A 17,315-nucleotide genomic window follows, 5' to 3' on the forward strand; every position below is an offset into this window, starting at 1 on the left:
TTGTGCTGGCGACAATAGCAAGAGTGAACCACCTGATCCCTTCCCGAACTCAGAAGTGAAACCTCTTCGCGCTGATGGTAGTGTGGGGTTACCCATGTGAGAGTAAGTCATCGCCAGCTCATTATTCTAAACACCCTCAACTAACGTTGAGGGTGTTTTTTTATGGAGGAATAAAGTGAAGGAGATAATAGTAAAAATAAGATATTTAAAACAATAAATCATGTGAAAAATAAAATAACTAGCAAATTATAAGAAGTGTATTCAAGTCTATTTGGTCGAGTTTATCTACAACTTTAGTCTAAGTTTTTGAGAAAAGTATTCAGAGTTAAGTTTTTGCTGTAGACAAAAAATGAATAATGATTCATTTTATATACAAAAGTGAATAATCATTCATTTTTTATAAAATAAAAATCTCACAATTGGAGGTGAGGGAAAAATGACAGCAACAACAATGAATGTGAATGCTGTAGTGGATCAAGCAAAGTTTAAACCTTTTCATTTAAAAATTGTACTTTGGTGCGTATTTGTCGTTATTTTTGACGGTTATGATTTGGCGATTAACGGTGTGGCTTTACCACTACTGATGCAAGAATGGAATATGACCGCTGTGCAAGCAGGCATGCTTGCCAGTACTGCCTTGGCGGGTATGATGTTTGGTGCCATGCTATTTGGTATGTTGGCAGACAAAATTGGCCGTAAAAATGTCATTCTGATCTGTGTGACTTTATTTAGTGGCTTTACCTTTTGGGGAGGCTTTGCTTCTACCCCAACAGAATTTGGTATTTTACGCTTTATTGCAGGCTTAGGGATTGGTGGTGTGCTGCCAAACTTGGTTGCCTTGACTTCTGAATATGCACCGCAAAAAATGCGTAGTACTTTAGTTACCACTATGTTTAGTGGTTATGCAGTAGGTGGTATTTTAGCTGCTTTACTAGGTGCTTGGTTAACCCCAAGTTTTGGTTGGGAAATCATGTTCTATATTGCAGGACTGCCTTTATTGGCATTGCCTTTATTGTGGTTTTTCTTACCAGAGTCATTAATATTTTTGGTGAAAAAGCAACAACATGAGCGTGCACGTCATATCGTTCAGCAGATCAGTCCGCAAGAAAATATCAGCAGTCAAACACAGTTTGTATTAAATGAAGTACAAACCGCAGATGCCTCAATTGCAGCCTTATTTAAAAATAACCGTGGCATGAGTACTTTGCTGTTTTGGTGCTGCTTCTTTATGTGTTTGTTGATGGTTTATGCTTTGGGCAGTTGGTTGCCAAAACTGATGATGGCAGCGGGTTACTCGTTAGGTAACAGCTTAATGTTCCTGATGGCAATGAATATTGGTGCTGTAATTGGTACTATTGGTGGTGGTATTTTAGCAGACCGTTTCCATCTAAAGCCTGTGATTATTGGCATGTTCTTGCTAGGTGCTTTCTCGCTAGTCGGATTAGGCTTTAACTCACCACAGCCTGTAATTTACCTATTGGTTGCAATGGCAGGTGCTTCGGCGATTGGTAGTAGTATTTTGCTGTATAGCTTTGTTGCGCAGTATTATCCACTGACCATTCGCTCTACAGGGATTGGCTGTGCTTCGGCTGTTGGTCGTGTTGGTGCGATTGTAGGACCAATTATTATTGGCATTCTTTTAGGCATGGATTTGCCGCATAAAATGAACTTCTTGGCGGTCGCAATTCCAGCAGTCATTGGTGCGATTGCTGTGGCATTGATTCGTTTACAAAGTGCATCACAGGTAGTGACTGAGCCAAGTGTGGTTAAAAAAGCCAGTCGATCTTATAGTTAATGACGCATGAATGTCACTGAACATTAAAATTAAGGAGCATTGCTCCTTAATTTTTTGCTTTTAATATCTGAAATTTAAAATTTTTCCTACATTTGGCCTAAATAAGGTTTGGTATTTATGGACTATCATGTCATGTGATAAGAATACAATAAACAATACAGGTGCTAAAAATGCGAAACATATATCAAAGCAGCAGTTTATGTGCATCGTTGTTATTACTGTGTTTTACGACAGGATGTAGTGCACAGATAGATACTGAGCAGCACAATAAGGCGGTTGCTGCAGCATCTAACTCTCCGCAAAGCTTACAAAGCTATCAAGTACACGCTATTGCAGATTTTAATGAACCATGGGCGTTCGTAGAATTACCCAACGGCCAGTTATTAATTACAGAGAAAGCAGGAAAATTAAAACTTTTTAATCCCAAAACCCGCCAAATTTTAGATGTTCAAGCTGTGCCTCGAGTGGCCTATGGTGGTCAGGGTGGTTTGGGGGATGTCGTATTAGACCCCGATTTTCAGCAGAATCAGTTTATTTATTTAAGCTATGCTGAATCAGGCATGGGTGGCTACGGTGCTGTCGTGATTCGAGCCAAGCTTTTATTGGATGTAAAATCTGCCCCAAAATTAACTCAAATTCAGCGAATCTGGCAGCAAACGCCTAAAGTATCTGGGCAGGGGCATTATGCACACCGTATGCAATTCGGTGCTGATGGTAAGTTATGGATTAGCTCTGGTGAGCGGCAAAAGTTTGAACCTGCTCAAGATTTAAAAGGTAATTTAGGTAAAATTTTGCGCTTAAATGCAGATGGCACATCACCCAGAGACAATCCATTTCAGCAACATGGAGAGATTGCTAAGCAAGTCTGGAGTTTAGGGCATCGTAACCCTTTAGGTATGGCGTTTGATGCTAAAGGACAGCTATGGGTTGCAGAAATGGGTCCTAAGGGCGGTGATGAGCTGAATGTAATTGTAAAAGGCGAGAATTACGGTTATCCCTTGGTGTCAAATGGTGATCATTATAATGGCTTGCCTATTCCAGACCATGCTACACGGCCTGAGTTCAAAGCCCCAGTGTTGGATTGGACCCCAGTGATTTCACCTTCAAGTTTGATTTTTTATACGGGGGATGTGTTTCCACAATGGAAAGATAAAGCTTTGTTAGGTGGCTTGTCATCTCAAGCAATCATTGTGGTTGACACACATACAAAGCCTGTGCAGGAAATACAACGTTTACCAATGGGACAACGAATTCGTGGGTTGTTACAAGCCAAAGATGGCAATATTTGGGTAATAGAAGATGGAAAATCTGCCAGATTACTAAAATTAACAGCCAAATAAGCCCAAAAATCAAATTTGGGATAGAAAAAAGCCCCAACTTCATGTCGGGGCTTTTTCAGATTTATTACTCGGTATTACTCCTGTTATACCTTTCAGCGTCCTGCCGTTATATTGATTTATTATTGTTATTCTTGCTTTTAGAAACTTCCTGTTTCTGTATGACTTAAATATAAAATTAAAACTGTGATTTGCCAAGCGTCAATTTTCTGCAGTTATTGTAAGCTAAAACGTACAACGGTATATTCGTAAAATGAAGATCAATAAAGAGGGTTATTAAAATTTAAGTGATTGATTGTATTTAATAATTGTCTTATTTAATAGACTTTTATCATCAATCCTTTTAAGAGCATAATTTAATACTCCCTCATCTTAGCCTCCTCTCAAGGAGAAGGGATTTTCAATACTAATTTGATTGATCATTTATGATCAATTTTTGATTTATGAAAGCGTGTTAATAAAAATACCCCAAGTAAAAAATCATTCACTTAGGGTATATTTTGCAGGATGGGTTTAAATTGAGTTCAATTACATCAACTTAATGCCTTGTTGTCCTGCTGGTGTCACTCTAAAAATTTCGACTTCAAAGGTAATATTTTTACCTGCTAAAGGATGGTTAAAGTCTACTTCTGTCACATCATCGTTTACAGATTTAACCACGCCATACAGACTTTGTTTGGCTTTATCTTCAAATTCAATCATGTGCCCTTCAATTGGGCGCTGTTCAAATTTAACCGTATCAAATGTTTGGACATTTTCAGGGTTCCACGGGCCAAAAGCTTCTTCTGGTGGAAGGCTCACGGTACGACGGTCACCTGCACGTAAGCCAAATAATGACTTTTCAAAACCTGGTAACAAGCTACCATCGCCCATTACCAAGCTAACAGGTTCAGCACGGCTACGGGTGTTGTCAATTTCTACCCCATCTTCAATGGCCACTGAAAAGTGCAACTCGACTTTTGAGCCATCTTCAATACGGGTTTCGTCATTTGGGTTAATTAGTTCAGTCATGTTGCGCCTGCGCACGTTCAATTCGGTGTTTTTCTAGGAAAAACGTATCAATTAACAACAGAATGGTGCCAAGGGTGATGGCACTGTCTGCAATATTAAAGGCAGGGAAGTGGCTGTTGTTGTAATACACGTGAATAAAATCGACCACGTAACCGAGGCTGACCCGATCAATTAAATTCCCAATCGCACCGCCTAAAATTAAGGCAATTGCCAAAGGCAGCACGATGATGTTTTTTGGCATACGCATCAGCCAAAATACAAAAATTACAGACACTAAACCTGCCAGTGAGGTAAAGAAATAGCGCTGCCATCCACCTGCATCGGACAAGAAACTAAAGGCTGCGCCATAGTTATGCAATAACGTCCAATTCAAAAAGGGCAATACAGGTACAGGGTCTGCATAGTTTAGATGCGAGACTGCAATCCATTTGGTCCATTGGTCGAGAATAATCGCGACAATGGACAAGCCAATCCACCATAAATTGTGCGGATAAAACTGGAATAAGCCCTTTTTGTGTTGTGGATTAGGCATATTTTCTCTCTTCGCCTTGACCTGTTGGAAGGTTGATAATACAACGTGAGCATAAGCCTGGATGTGCAGAATGTGTATTCACATCTGGTAAAACGTGCCAGCAACGTACACATTTTTCACCATCTGCCGCAGAGACTTTCACATTTAAACCTTCAAGGTCTGAAGCTTCGCCTTGTGCTGTATCAAAGCCATTCACAATCACTTGAGAGGTAATGAGGACAAAACGCAATTCATCGCCCAGTTTATCCATGACGGCTTTTAGTTCATCACTAGCCCAAAGTTCAACTTTTGCAGACAGATTTGAGCCGACTGTTTTAGCCGTACGTGCTGCTTCAATGAATTTGTTCACCGCAGATTTTACGGCAATCAGGGTTTGCCATTCGGCTTCTGCTAACATGTTTGCTTCAGAAGCTACAGGAATTTCGTACCATTCTGCTGTGAACACATATTTTTCTGATTGCTCAGGAATTAGCGGCCATGCTTCTTGAGCAGTAAAGCTTAAGATAGGTGCCATCCAGCGTACGAAAGCCTGAACCAAGTGATACAAAGCTGTTTGTGCAGAATGACGTGCTTGAGAATCGGCTTTGGTGGTGTACTGACGGTCTTTGATGATGTCGAGGTAGAAGCCACCCAAATCGTTAATACAGAAGTTAGTCAGCGCACTGGTTACGATATGGAAGTTCATATCTTCATAGGCTTGCTGAATGGTTTTTTGCACTTCAGCGGCACGTTGTAGGATGTATTGATCTAAAGCAATCAATTGATCTACAGGAAGCGCATCTGTTGACGGTTTAAAGCCATTCAAGTTGGCCAACAAGAAACGCAAGGTATTACGGATACGACGATAACCATCTGATGCGCGGCTAAAGATTTCCTTACCTGCGGTCATTTCATAGCGGTAATCTGCAGATGCGATCCAGAAACGTAAGCCGTCTGCACCCATGTCTTTAATGATGTCTTGTGGGGTGATGATATTGCCCAATGACTTCGACATTTTACGGCCTTTTTCATCGACCACGAAACCGTGTGTCAACAAGCCTTTGTATGGTGCACGTTCATTGATAGCAATTGAGGTCAGTAATGAAGACTGGAACCAGCCACGGTGTTGGTCTGAACCTTCAAGGTAAAGATCGGCAGGGTCTTGTAGTTCTTCACGCTCACGTAGTACGGCGTAGTGGGTTGTCCCTGAGTCGAACCATACATCTAATGTATCGCGCACTGCATTGTAGTGCTCGGCATCATCACCAATGAAGTCTTTGGCTTCACGGTTGTACCAGCCATCAATCCCTTCTTGCTCGATCAGTTTCGCGACTTCTTCAATCAATTCAGGTGTGCGAGGGTGTAATTCGTTGGTGTCTTTGTGAACGAAGAATGGAATTGGCACACCCCAAGTACGCTGACGTGAAATACACCAGTCTGGACGGCCTTCAATCATGGCTTGAATACGGTTTTTACCCCAATCTGGCACGAAGCTGATCTCATTTTCGATCGCATTCAATGCACCTTGACGTAAACCTTGGTTATCCATGCTGATAAACCATTGTGGTGTGGCACGGAAAATAATTGGGGTTTTATGACGCCAGCAGTGTGGGTAGCTGTGCTTGATTGGGTGATGTGCCCAAAGCTTATTGCTTTCTGCCAAAGCAGCAATAATTTGTGGATTGGCTTTGTAAATGTGCTCGCCTGCAAAAATTGGTGCAGTTGGTAAATAAACACCATTGCCACCAACCGGGTTATCGACTTTTAGGTTGTATTGTAAACCGACTTTATAGTCGTCCACACCGTGTCCAGGTGCGGTATGTACTGCACCAGTACCGCTGGCAGCGGTGACGTGTTCCCCTAAAATGACAGGTACTTGACGCTCTTGAATCAGTGGATGTTGCAAGATCAGGTTTTCAAGTTTGTCACCAGTAAAGTCTGCCAACACTTCATAGCTGCTAAAGCCATAGCGTTCAGTTACAGACTGTACTAATTCTTTGGCCAAAATAAAGTTTTGTGCTGCTTTTTCGTCGCTACGTGCTTTTACCAATTGATATTCAATTTCGGCATGCAAAGCAACAGCTTGGTTGGCAGGCAATGTCCACGGTGTTGTGGTCCAAATCACGATATCTGTTGCATCGGTAATTTGAACGCCCAAACGTGCAGATAAATCGGCTAAATCAACAACAGCAAAACCGACGTCAATCGCATCGGATTTTTTATCTTCATATTCAACTTCGGCTTCTGCCAGTGCAGAACCACAATCTAGACACCAATTCACAGGTTTTAGACCAGGTTCAATATGGCCTGCTTTGGCAATTGCACCCAATGAACGCACGATGTCGGCTTCTTGCTTGAAATTCATGGTGAGGTAAGGGTTATCCCAATCACCAAATACGCCCATACGCACAAAGTCTTTTTTCTGTAATTCAACTTGGGTGTAAGCATATTCACGGCAGGCTTTACGGAAAGTTGAGGCATCAACTTTAACGCCAACTTTACCGACTTTTTCTTCTACTTTGAGCTCAATTGGTAGACCGTGGCAGTCCCAGCCTGGAACATAAGGGGCATCATAGCCATCCAAGACACGGCTTTTAATGATGATGTCTTTGAGGACTTTATTGACCGCATGACCTAAGTGGATTTGACCATTGGCGTATGGAGGGCCATCGTGAAGCACATATTTTTTCTTGCCAATACGCGATGCACGAATCTGCTGATAAATGTTGTCGGCATACCACTCTTCTAACCATTTCGCTTCACGTACTGCCAGATTTGCTTTCATTGCAAATTCAGTACCTGGGAGGTTCAGCGTGGCTTTATAATCCACTGCATTTTCAGGAGTTTGCTTATCGCTCATGCAAGTTGTCTTCCAGTTGAATCAGCCCATGGACTGACGCGTTTTACATTAAATATTCAGGGTAAAATTAAAAAGGGAAATCGGGATGATCTTGTCGAAATTCAAGAAGTTTTTCAACATCATCATCAATTCCCGCTTTGAGTGCTTCAAGCGAAGGGTAGTTTTTTTCGCCATGTAAATAGTTTAAAAACGTGACCCGCATTAACAAGCCATACAGATTAGCAGAAACATTGGGGAAATGTACTTCTAATCGCCATTCGGGATGTTCTTGCTTGATGGCAGGTCGTGTTCCGACATGCCCTGCACCAAATAAACTGTTTGGGCTGTAGCCTACAACACCTGTTTTGCTAGGATGTGCATTGCTGACTGTGTCGGTTAAGGAGGTGGTTTCACAGACCACTTCAACACCATAAATACCGTTCAAACAAGGACGATGACGGTTTAAGCGTACGTTAATGGTGGGGAAATCCAGGGTACGACCAATTTGATCGCCATATTGTATGCGCCCCGTAATACTATAAGGACGTCCGAGCAGTTGGGCAGCGAGAGCCAAGTCACCTGCTTGTAGGGTTTGGCGAATACGTGTAGAGCTTACCCGTTCACCCGATAAATTTACGGTGCTTAAATTGGTAACTTGAAAACCAAAGTCGCGTAAAAAATCACTGTTGCCTTGACGGTTTTTGCCAAAATGAAAATCATCACCCAAAACCAAATGTGTGGCATTTAAACTATTTTTTAAAAGGTGGGCAAAGGCTTCAGCACTTAAACTGCGGAAGTGATTGTCAAACTTGGCCACGGCAATATAGTCGATGCCCAATTCGGTCAGATATGCAACTTTTTCCCGCAAAGAACTGATACGTGGCGGGGCATCATAACCTTTAAAAAATTCCAGTGGTTGTGGTTCAAATAGCATCACCACAGTTTTTAGTTGTTGTGCGGCAGCCACTGCTTTGAGTTGTTGAATCATCGCCTGATGACCGACATGCACGCCATCAAAATTGCCAATGGTCACGGCAGTTTGAGCTAAGTCGGTGGTAGAAGATAAAGCATTCAGGCGGAGCAGCTGCATGGTCGAATGAAAGTTGAAAATTTGTAAGAGCTATATATTGCCATATTCTCGCGCTTTCGTCTTGCTGTTGTGTTTTTAACCTGAAAAATTATCTGAAAATCAGGCAAAATCCGACTATTTGAGCGCGAAAGGTGAACTGGATTTGCACCGCACCAGATTTTCTTTTCTAATGTGCTCAGTTTCAATGATCTGCACGAGTAAATAGTGATGAATTCTGATTTCGCTTTAATTATGGCATTGCCCAGTGAGTCTAAAGGCTTGTTTGAGCAGGCTGGGATTCAGGTGCATTACAGTGGTATTGGTAAGGTCAATGCTGCATTTAAAGCCTTTGAAGTGATTCAAAAGACTGGTTGTAAAACTTTATTGAATTTAGGCACAGCTGGCAGCTCACATTTTGATGCACATGCTTTGGTGGAAGTGTGCCAGTTTGTGCAGCGCGATATGGATGTTTCTCCGTTGGGTTTTCAGGTGGGAGTCACGCCAATGGATCAGGAACATCCTGCAGAAATTCATTTGGAACGCTATTTTGAGCATTTGCCGAGTGGCATTTGTGGTACGGGGGATAGTTTTGAAACGGGTACGCCCAAAGTGCCATGTCAGTTGGTTGACATGGAAGGCTATGCGATTGCCAAAGTCTGTAAAAAATTAGGGGTGCGGATGCTGTCGGTGAAATATATTACCGATGGTGCCAATGATACAGCGCATTTAGATTGGGAAGAAAACTTGTTGTTGGGTGCACAAAAACTATTGTCTTTGTATCAGGGTCTTAAATAATATCGTTACCAAAACGCCACGACCCTAGTCATAACTAGGGTCGTGAGTAAAAGTGCGTATCTTAGTTAGTGCTGTGCAATTAGTCTTCTGATTCTTGTTCATGTGTGGCTGTGACCACAGCGGCTTGAGGTGCATCCACTTCGTCCTGACGCGGCATAATACCGTAGAGCATCATGTGAACCGTATGTTGCAAGACACGTTGCAGCATACTGCGGTTACGCAAGGTTTTACCTGTCACCATTTCCATTTGCGTTGCAAAGTCGGCATAGTTTTGGGTAATCGCCCAAATATTCAAAATAAGCAATTCAGGATCAATCTGCTTAGACAGTTTGCCTTGCTCTTGCCACATGGTAATGACTTTGGCTTTGCGTTTGACCAGTTTTTTCAGAGGGCCTTTTAAAATTTCCTGAATATGTGGTGCACCTTGAATCACTTCTAATGCAAATAGACGTGATGCTTTCGGTTGAGTACGTGAAACCTCAATTTTCTGCAGCAGATAATTGGTAATTGCTTCATCAGGCTCGAGTTCAGCTTCGAGCATTTGCAAAGGTGCAAGCCATTTTTGTAGTACTGTAGTTAGTACTTCAACATATAAGGCTTCTTTATTTTCATAATAATAGAAAATATTCGACTTATGCATCTCTGCAATTTGTGCGATTTCGTCCAAACTCGCGCCGCTAAATCCGTATAAAGAAAATACGTCGAGTGCAGCATTGAGAAGCTGATGGCGTTTTTGTGTACTCTTTTTTTGTTCCATTCGTAATTTTAAAACAATGAAAAAAGGGAATTATTAATTGTACGGCAAATCATCAGGCTTGTGCATCCTTTAAAGATGTATTTTTAAAATATTTTTAGTTTATTCTGTAGCTTAGCTATTAAATCCGTTAAAAGCATAGTTACAGAGGGGGAGTATCTTGCTTTTGTATTTTTTGACTGAATGAATAAGTTTTTTGAATTTTTTATATAAATGATAAAAGTAAAGTTTCTTCCTGCCTTGCATCAATTTTATTTAAAAAAACTAAACAGTGGTGTGGATGCTGCCAATTTTGATCATCCGTACAATGTCGTGCTGACAGATATAGGTGTGATGACCTGATTTAATCGGCAGCATGTTCCACGTGAAACATGTTTGGATTTTGGTTGTGCAGTATCATTCAACCTGTCAAAAAACCTCACTTAGAGCCGTTTTTTACACACAATTGAGTTGCGTTGATAGTTATATAAAGCCTGACGTGCATCGGGTAAATCATCGACACTGGCAGGAGCAAAGCCCTGTTCTAGAAACCAGTGTGCGGTGCGGGTAGTTAAAATAAATAATTGCTGAATGCCCATGGCTTTGGCTTTATCTTCTAAATAATCCAAAATTTGGCGGCCACGGTTGGATTTACGATAAGCAGGATGAACCGCGACACAGGCAATTTCGGCAGACTTGAGTTCATGACCTGTGGTTGGAATTGGATATAGGGCGGCACAGGCGAGAATCATGCCGTCACGTTCAATCACTGCAAATTGTCCAATTTCATTTTCTAGACGCTCACGTGAACGATAGACCAACACGCCTTCTTCTTCTAAAGGACGTAATAAACGAATCAAGCCGCCCACATCCTGAATATTGGCCATGCGGACTTCTTCATAGTGTGCATCACTCACCATCGTCCCTGAGCCATCGCGGGTAAACAGTTCTTCGAGTAAAGCACCATCGTAGGCATAGGAAATGAGATGTACCCGATGTACGCCGTTTAATGAGGCATCTTGGGCTGCATCTAAGTGTAAAGCCAACTCTGGATGATGTTGCTGAGCATCTTCAATATAGGGATTTAAATGTTGAGGATGAACTTCACGTTGCAATTGACCTTCGGCATTTTGTAAGCCGTGCTGCGCGCCTAAGAAAATCAGTTTGTCGGCTTTTAATTGAATAGCAGTTTTAGTCGCCACTTCTTCGGCTAATAAGTTAAATACTTCACCTGTGCTGGAATAACCTGTCGGGCCGAGTAACACAATATTATAATTTTCTAAATGGCGTTGAATAGCATCTGCATCTACCGTGCGGACTTCACCTGTGAGTTGATAATCGACCCCATCACGAATACCATACGGTTTGGCGGTAATAAAATTGCCCGAAACCACATCAATCCGTGCGCCGTACATCGGAGAGTTGGCCAGCCCCATCGACAATAAGGCTTCAATTTGCAGACGAATTGAACCCACCGCATTCATCACACAGGATAATGACTCACGTGTGGTGACACGACGTTGCAAATGAAAAGGGGTGTCAATTTGGCTGAATTTCAGATTTTGATTAATTTGTGGACGTGCGCCGTGGACCAAAATCAGACGAATTCCCAGCGAATGCAGCAGGGCAATATCGTGAATAATATGCTGAAAATTTTCATGCAGCACCGCTTCGCCATCGAACATGATCACGAAGGTTTTATTGCGATGGGCATTGATATAAGGCGCAGAATGTCGAAACCAATGCACATATTGTAAGGTTGTGCTGTGAGGGTTTTCTGCTGAAGTCATGCGCTGGCCTATTTCGATGATCGAGTGCTGTCTTTGATTCTAATCAAAAAAATCTGTAGCGGAAGTCTAAATATAAAAAAACACCTGAATGGTGATTCAGGTGTTGGGAATATGCGAACTCATCGTTGAGGCTGAAATATGCTTTTAGCCAATAATACGAATAATACGCTGGGTACGTTCATTAATCAGCACATAGTCACCGTTGACTTTATACCACTGCTGATAGCGGCCTGTGTTAGGTAAACGACGTGCTTCACGATCACTGACTTTGTAGCGGTTTGCATCATATCCGCGTGGGAGGTTTTGACCTACACGCCAGTCACGGCTTGGATTCACACGTTTTTGATCATAACGCTTTTGTTCCCACTGTGCAGGATGACGTGGATTGTCCCAGCGCTTGTCTTGATGTTTATATGCTGCACTCGCTTGATGACGACGATCATCATAACGATGGTCGGGTGCTGCCATGGCCGATGTTGCGATAATTGCGCTTAAAGACAGTGCTAAGGTGCTGAGTAATTTTTTCATGGGATTTACCTTCAGTTTTAAATATGGGTTGATGTGTCCAAATTAATCAAATACTCAAGATAAACGATGGTGGAAATTGAGGTGAATTGTGAATTTTATGGAGAAAACAAGGAGAGCCCGAGCGGGATATTTCACAGCAATGTGATGAGTGTGGGACATCACTCTATAAAAAAAGCCCAAAGTGGACTTTGGGCTATGGATTTAGAGCTTGTGTACGTGTAACAGTAGATCTATAAACCTGCGATACGCAAAATATGGTGGTTTTCGACATCGACCAAAATGTAGTCTTGGTTGATTTTATACCATTGTTGTTTGCGTTCAGGGCGGGGCAAGTTATGTTCCTGATAATCGACTTTATAACCATTGCCACGATAATGCTGCGGCATGACATAACCCGTTTGCCATTTATGTTGCTGTAGACGTTTTACACCACGTTCTTCACGCATGCGGCGTTTGTCTTGCATACGCTCTTCAGCATCGGCACGAAATTCACGTTTATTGTGTGCTTGGTGACGAGGATGGTCAGCTGAGTCTCGATCAAATTGAGGAGCAGCAGTTGCTAAATTACTGCCAAGTAAAGCACTGAAAGACATTGCCAGAACTGTCAAAATCTTTTTCATGTAAACCCCTCATTTCTCATCTCTATTTCACAGTTCATACTTTAGCCATTAAATGCAGAGAAACTGTGAAGAAAGCACATGAATTTTTTAAATAAAGCCTGATGCTACAGTATAGAGTCTATTCTATTATGCGACAAAAAAGCATTTTGAATGTATGTGCATGCAGAAAATATAGGGGAAGGGGTTGGGGTATTATATTTTAGATCGAGCATGACCATAGCAGCGAGCTGCTATGGGATGCATCAGTTCCACTGATCTGCCAAACCTTGTAAAGACTGCACTGCGCTCGCTACACATTCGGCTTTTTCTTTGTCATCTAAGGCAACAATCAAATGTTGGCTCAGTTGTAAAGTTTCAATACTTTGAATCACGGCTGTTTTTCGTTTCATATCCGTCATCGCAATCTACCTCAATACTGTTGAAGATGGATTTAGAATAAAGGATTTACATTAATTTGAAAAACAGTTTAGTTTTATAATTTCAATCCAATAAATCGATTGATGTATTGCCCCTGAGTTTGGTAGCTTCACTGGATTTTAGTAAGCGTAGTTTAAGTCGGTATAGTCGGTCAGTGATTTTTGAATATGTGCATTGATAAATTCGCGTACATCTTCAGTACCCATTGGCGCACCTTGTTTGGTAATCACGTGTTCAATTTCAGGTTGCCCTTCAATTTTAATACGATAAACAAAGTTTTTAACTACTTTGTAGGCATCGTCCAATTTTTCAATGCCTGTGACATAGTGGTAAGCATGTTCAAAATTAAGATCGGTATGTGAAAATACAAACTGATCAAACAGTTTGATTTTCTGACCATTGTCGAGTGCCTGAATGTCATCTACGATGCTGGCTTCAAACTTCATGCCATATTTTTCAGAAATAGGCTGACCATCAATCAGTAAAGACACCATACCATCTTCAAGTGGTGTCACGGTGATGTTGTTTAATTCAGTCATGTTGCTCTCTGCATCGTTGAGGTTGAATTGAAATGTGAAGCATGGCAATCAGGCTTTGTGCTGCCAAAAATAGGCAGGGTAGAAACCTGAAGATGCTTGTGCGATGCCATTTTACCGCAAATCCATGCGCAAAAATTGGCAATATGCTAGGTTAAGTCCATAAAAAAGGAAGCAAGCGCTTCCTTTCTTCGGATCAAACCACAGGACTAATCCTGTGCATCAATACTCTGACCATTCATGTGCAAGCTGTCATCGCCCATTAAATATAAATAGGCAGGCATGATGGCATCGGGTGTAGGTAAAGTTTTTGGATCTTCATCTGGATAGGCTTTGGCGCGCATGGCAGTACGGGTTGCGCCTGGGTTAATGCAGTTGTAGCGAATATTCGGATGCACCTGTTCTTTGGCAAATAACTGGCTCACCGCTTCAATTGCAATTTTAGATACCGAATAAGCACCCCAGCGTTCACGTGCTTCACGACCTACACCAGAACTGGCAAACACCACTGAAGCATGTTCCGATTTTGCCAAAAGCGGCAATAATTCCTGAGTGAGTACAAATGGCGCACGTAAATTCACGGCCATGACATCATCCCAAACATCGGCAGGGTAATTTGCCAACTCAGTTCGTTCACCTAAAATGCCTGCATTATGCAAAATACCATCCAAACGTCCGAATTGTTTGTCTAGGGTATCGACCAGTAATTCATAGTCTCGTGGTGAAGCACTCGAAAGCTGTAGCGGCAAAATAGCAGGTTGCGGTGCGCCTAAACTTTCGATTTCATCATAAATCACTTCAAGTTTATTTAAGGTACGACCATGCAGCACTACGGTTGCTCCGTGTAGCGCATAACTGAGGGCAGCCGCTCGTCCAATACCATCACCCGCACCTGTGATCAGGATAATACGATCTTTGAGAAGATCGGGGCGAGGTTGATATTCTGAATATTTCATGGGCATCCCTCCTGTTCATTTCTTATTGCTTATGGGTTGAGTTTCATGTCATTGCTTTGCAAGACTGATTCAAGCATGGGCACTGCTGTTTTGCGTGGCAGCTTGTAGCACCAATTTGTCCAGAACCGTATGTAATTCAGCGACTGAATCCACTATACAATCTGCTTGCCATGCTGTTAAGTCATCTTTGTGTTGCAAGGGTAAATAACCGTATGCTGCCAAAATGGTATACATATTGGCGTTACGACCTGCATCGATATCACGTGGATGATCGCCCACATAAATAAAATGTTCTGGGGCAATTTCAATCTGTTTGGCCGCCAAATACATAGGTTCTGGGTCTGGCTTGGTACGGCTAACATCTTCAGGGCAGACCAAAACTGCACAGCGTTCAGTTAAATTCAGTGCTTTGAGCAGTGCTTCGCTGAGCCAGCGCGGTTTATTGGTGACAATTCCCCACGGAATTTGACGCTGTTCCAACGCATCAAGCAGTGGATACATGCCTTCAAACAGATCAGTTTCGACTGCAATATCTGCGCCGTACAGGTCTAAAAAGCGTTGTCGATGCGCAAGAAATACAGGGTCATCTACTTCAAGTTCTGGATAGACCAGTTTTACCATCGCCCGCGCACCTTCAGATACCTGTGTGCGAATGGCGTCTGCTGCCACAATCTCACAGCCTTTATCGCGGCACATATCTTGAATGATGCGAATAAAATCTGCAGCGGTATCAATTAAGGTGCCATCGAGGTCGAATAAAACGGCTTTCATTCTGTTGCCTCATTGACCGTGTAAACCATGTAGTTCACATCAACATTAGGTGCCAACCAATAGCGTTTAGTCAGTGGGTTGTAGTGTAAACCCGTCATATCTTTAAGTTTTAAACCCGCTTGGCGAATGTCGTGTGCCAATTCAGACGGTTTAATAAATTTATGATAATCGTGTGTGCCTTTGGCTAACATGCGCAGCACGTATTCTGCCCCAATAATGGCAAATAGGTATGATTTAGGGTTGCGGTTAATGGTCGAGAAAAATACATGACCGCCCGGCTTGACCAGTTTTTGGCAGGCTTGAATAATCGAGGCCGGATCAGGTACGTGCTCTAACATTTCCATGCAAGTCACCACATCGTATTGACCAGCTTGCTCATCTACCAATTGCTCAACAGGAATTTGGCGATATTCAATATTGTGTACGCCTTCTTGTTCTGCATGCAGGCGTGCCACGTTTAAAGGTGCTTCGCCCATATCAATTCCAAGCACATTGGCACCGCGACGAGCCATGCTTTCTGCCAAAATACCACCACCACAGCCGACGTCTAGCACTTTCTTGCCTGCCAAGCCGCCTGCGTGCTCATCAATCCAGTTTAAGCGCAGTGGATTAATCATGTGCAGGGGACGGAACTCGGAATGCTGATCCCACCATATGGCTGCAAATGCTTCAAATTTGGCAATTTCTTGTGGATCAACATTCAAATGCGACATGGGTGCCACCTCAATTGGGTCGTGATAATTGGAAAAATAGATATAAACCCTAGTGTAGCGTTAATTCTAAAAAAAGCGATAAAAGCTGTAAAAAAGTTCACAGAAGGAAAACGAAATCAGCATAATTGATTTATAGTGTTGCCATACACTAAACAGAATGATTTAGAGGATTATAAACGCAATGAAAAAATTCCTTTTAGGTAGTTTGGCAACTGCCATCTTTGCTATTTCTGGTAGCACTATGGCGGCAAATTTTTTAGCAGGTAAAGATTATAGCGTTGTCGCCAACCCGGGTAAGGTTGATGTACCAGGTAAAATTGAAGTGCGTGAGTTCTTTTGGTATGGCTGTGGTCACTGCTTTACTTTAGAACCATATATGCAAACATGGTTACGCCAGTTACCTAAAGATGTGAATTTTGTGCGTACTCCTGCAGCCATGAATCCTGTTTGGGAAATTAATGCACGTGGTTATTATGTGTCTGAAGCTTTGGGTGTGCGCAAGAAAACTCACTTGCCACTTTTCCATGCCATTCATGACAAAGGTCAGCAAATTTTTGACCAACAATCACAAGCTAAATTCTTTGTGAAATATGGTGTACCTGAAGCGAAATTTAACAGCATGTTTAACTCGTTTGCGATCACCTCTAAAATTTCACAAGCTAAACAATTGGCGCGTCAGTACCAATTGACAGGTGTACCTGCGGTGGTGGTGAATGGTAAATATATCGTTCAAGGCGATAACGGCAAAGTGATTCAAGTAGTGAACTACTTGGTTGATCAAGAGCGTAAAGCTAAGAAATAAGCAGATGCAATAACAAGATGATGCAAGGCTGAATCAGCAGCGCATCGCTAAAAACCGCAATGATTGCAACGTCATTGCGGTTTTTTTAATGC

Annotated in this window: 17 protein-coding genes and 1 rRNA gene; 5 read left to right on the top strand and 13 right to left on the bottom strand. The window is 42.2% G+C overall.

Annotated features, from left to right (window positions below; genetic code table 11):
• Positions 1 to 4: 4 nt before the first annotated feature.
• The 3 genes from rrf (at position 5) to FTV43_RS10850 (ending at position 3,135) form a co-directional block, all read left to right on the top strand.
• A 5S ribosomal RNA gene (gene rrf / locus FTV43_RS10840) occupies positions 5 to 119 on the top strand.
• Between the two features lie 317 nt (positions 120 to 436).
• Positions 437 to 1,795, top strand: coding sequence for an MFS transporter (locus FTV43_RS10845; protein WP_179995457.1), 1,359 nt, complete (start codon positions 437 to 439; stop codon positions 1,793 to 1,795).
• A gap of 170 nt (positions 1,796 to 1,965) precedes the next feature.
• Positions 1,966 to 3,135 (top strand): PQQ-dependent sugar dehydrogenase, encoded by a 1,170-nt coding sequence (locus FTV43_RS10850; RefSeq protein ID WP_168542694.1) that lies wholly within the window; start codon positions 1,966 to 1,968, stop codon positions 3,133 to 3,135.
• 525 nt (positions 3,136 to 3,660) lie between these two features.
• Here the strand turns inward: FTV43_RS10850 and FTV43_RS10855 are convergent.
• From FTV43_RS10855 to ribF, 4 genes are all read right to left on the bottom strand, one after another.
• Positions 3,661 to 4,143: a peptidylprolyl isomerase gene (locus tag FTV43_RS10855; RefSeq protein WP_168419358.1), complete on the bottom strand. Its 483-nt coding sequence runs from the start codon at positions 4,141 to 4,143 to the stop codon at positions 3,661 to 3,663.
• The gene (lspA, locus tag FTV43_RS10860) at positions 4,136 to 4,675 is read right to left on the bottom strand and encodes a signal peptidase II (RefSeq protein ID WP_168419357.1); all 540 of its coding nucleotides are present in this window, start codon (positions 4,673 to 4,675) and stop codon (positions 4,136 to 4,138) included. The genes FTV43_RS10855 and lspA overlap by 8 nt, the downstream gene beginning before the upstream one ends.
• Entirely contained in the window at positions 4,668 to 7,514 is a 2,847-nt protein-coding gene (gene ileS / locus FTV43_RS10865; RefSeq protein ID WP_179995458.1) for an isoleucine--tRNA ligase, read from the bottom strand. The genes lspA and ileS overlap by 8 nt, the downstream gene beginning before the upstream one ends.
• 67 nt (positions 7,515 to 7,581) lie before the next feature.
• Complete coding sequence (gene ribF / locus FTV43_RS10870; protein WP_179995459.1) at positions 7,582 to 8,583, bottom strand: riboflavin biosynthesis protein RibF; 1,002 nt, start codon at positions 8,581 to 8,583, stop codon at positions 7,582 to 7,584.
• Between the two features lie 207 nt (positions 8,584 to 8,790).
• Between ribF and FTV43_RS10875 the strand changes: the two genes are divergently transcribed.
• Positions 8,791 to 9,357, top strand: coding sequence for a 5'-methylthioadenosine/S-adenosylhomocysteine nucleosidase (locus tag FTV43_RS10875; RefSeq protein WP_136144516.1), 567 nt, complete (start codon positions 8,791 to 8,793; stop codon positions 9,355 to 9,357).
• 79 nt (positions 9,358 to 9,436) lie between these two features.
• Here the strand turns inward: FTV43_RS10875 and FTV43_RS10880 are convergent, their stop codons facing one another.
• The 9 genes from FTV43_RS10880 to ubiG all read right to left on the bottom strand — a co-directional run bounded on the left by FTV43_RS10880 (position 9,437) and on the right by ubiG (position 16,421).
• A complete protein-coding gene (locus FTV43_RS10880) occupies positions 9,437 to 10,114 on the bottom strand; it encodes a TetR family transcriptional regulator C-terminal domain-containing protein (protein ID WP_167846424.1) in 678 nt (225 codons plus the stop codon).
• Positions 10,115 to 10,533: 419 nt separating this feature from the next.
• Positions 10,534 to 11,880 (bottom strand): amino-acid N-acetyltransferase, encoded by a 1,347-nt coding sequence (argA, locus tag FTV43_RS10885; RefSeq protein WP_179995460.1) that lies wholly within the window; start codon positions 11,878 to 11,880, stop codon positions 10,534 to 10,536.
• 144 nt (positions 11,881 to 12,024) lie between these two features.
• Positions 12,025 to 12,408 (bottom strand): RcnB family protein, encoded by a 384-nt coding sequence (locus FTV43_RS10890; RefSeq protein ID WP_179995461.1) that lies wholly within the window; start codon positions 12,406 to 12,408, stop codon positions 12,025 to 12,027.
• A gap of 230 nt (positions 12,409 to 12,638) precedes the next feature.
• Positions 12,639 to 13,028, bottom strand: a complete 390-nt coding sequence (locus FTV43_RS10895; RefSeq protein ID WP_179995462.1) for an RcnB family protein — start codon at positions 13,026 to 13,028, stop codon at positions 12,639 to 12,641.
• Positions 13,029 to 13,270: 242 nt separating this feature from the next.
• Positions 13,271 to 13,426: a hypothetical protein gene (locus FTV43_RS10900; RefSeq protein WP_165492522.1), complete on the bottom strand. Its 156-nt coding sequence runs from the start codon at positions 13,424 to 13,426 to the stop codon at positions 13,271 to 13,273.
• Positions 13,427 to 13,564: 138 nt separating this feature from the next.
• Positions 13,565 to 13,984, bottom strand: coding sequence for a hypothetical protein (locus FTV43_RS10905; protein WP_179995463.1), 420 nt, complete (start codon positions 13,982 to 13,984; stop codon positions 13,565 to 13,567).
• Between the two features lie 206 nt (positions 13,985 to 14,190).
• Complete coding sequence (locus tag FTV43_RS10910) at positions 14,191 to 14,937, bottom strand: YciK family oxidoreductase (RefSeq protein WP_004974058.1); 747 nt, start codon at positions 14,935 to 14,937, stop codon at positions 14,191 to 14,193.
• 69 nt (positions 14,938 to 15,006) lie between these two features.
• Entirely contained in the window at positions 15,007 to 15,708 is a 702-nt protein-coding gene (locus FTV43_RS10915; RefSeq protein ID WP_179995464.1) for an HAD family hydrolase, read from the bottom strand.
• The gene (ubiG, locus tag FTV43_RS10920) at positions 15,705 to 16,421 is read right to left on the bottom strand and encodes a bifunctional 2-polyprenyl-6-hydroxyphenol methylase/3-demethylubiquinol 3-O-methyltransferase UbiG (protein ID WP_004974063.1); all 717 of its coding nucleotides are present in this window, start codon (positions 16,419 to 16,421) and stop codon (positions 15,705 to 15,707) included. The genes FTV43_RS10915 and ubiG overlap by 4 nt, the downstream gene beginning before the upstream one ends.
• A gap of 181 nt (positions 16,422 to 16,602) precedes the next feature.
• Between ubiG and FTV43_RS10925 the strand changes: the two genes are divergently transcribed.
• Positions 16,603 to 17,223: a thiol:disulfide interchange protein DsbA/DsbL gene (locus FTV43_RS10925; RefSeq protein WP_179995465.1), complete on the top strand. Its 621-nt coding sequence runs from the start codon at positions 16,603 to 16,605 to the stop codon at positions 17,221 to 17,223.
• The last annotated feature ends 92 nt before the right edge of the window (positions 17,224 to 17,315 follow it).

The sequence above is a fragment of the Acinetobacter sp. YH16053 genome (assembly GCF_013417035.1).
Classification (GTDB): Bacteria; Pseudomonadota; Gammaproteobacteria; order Pseudomonadales; family Moraxellaceae; genus Acinetobacter; species Acinetobacter towneri.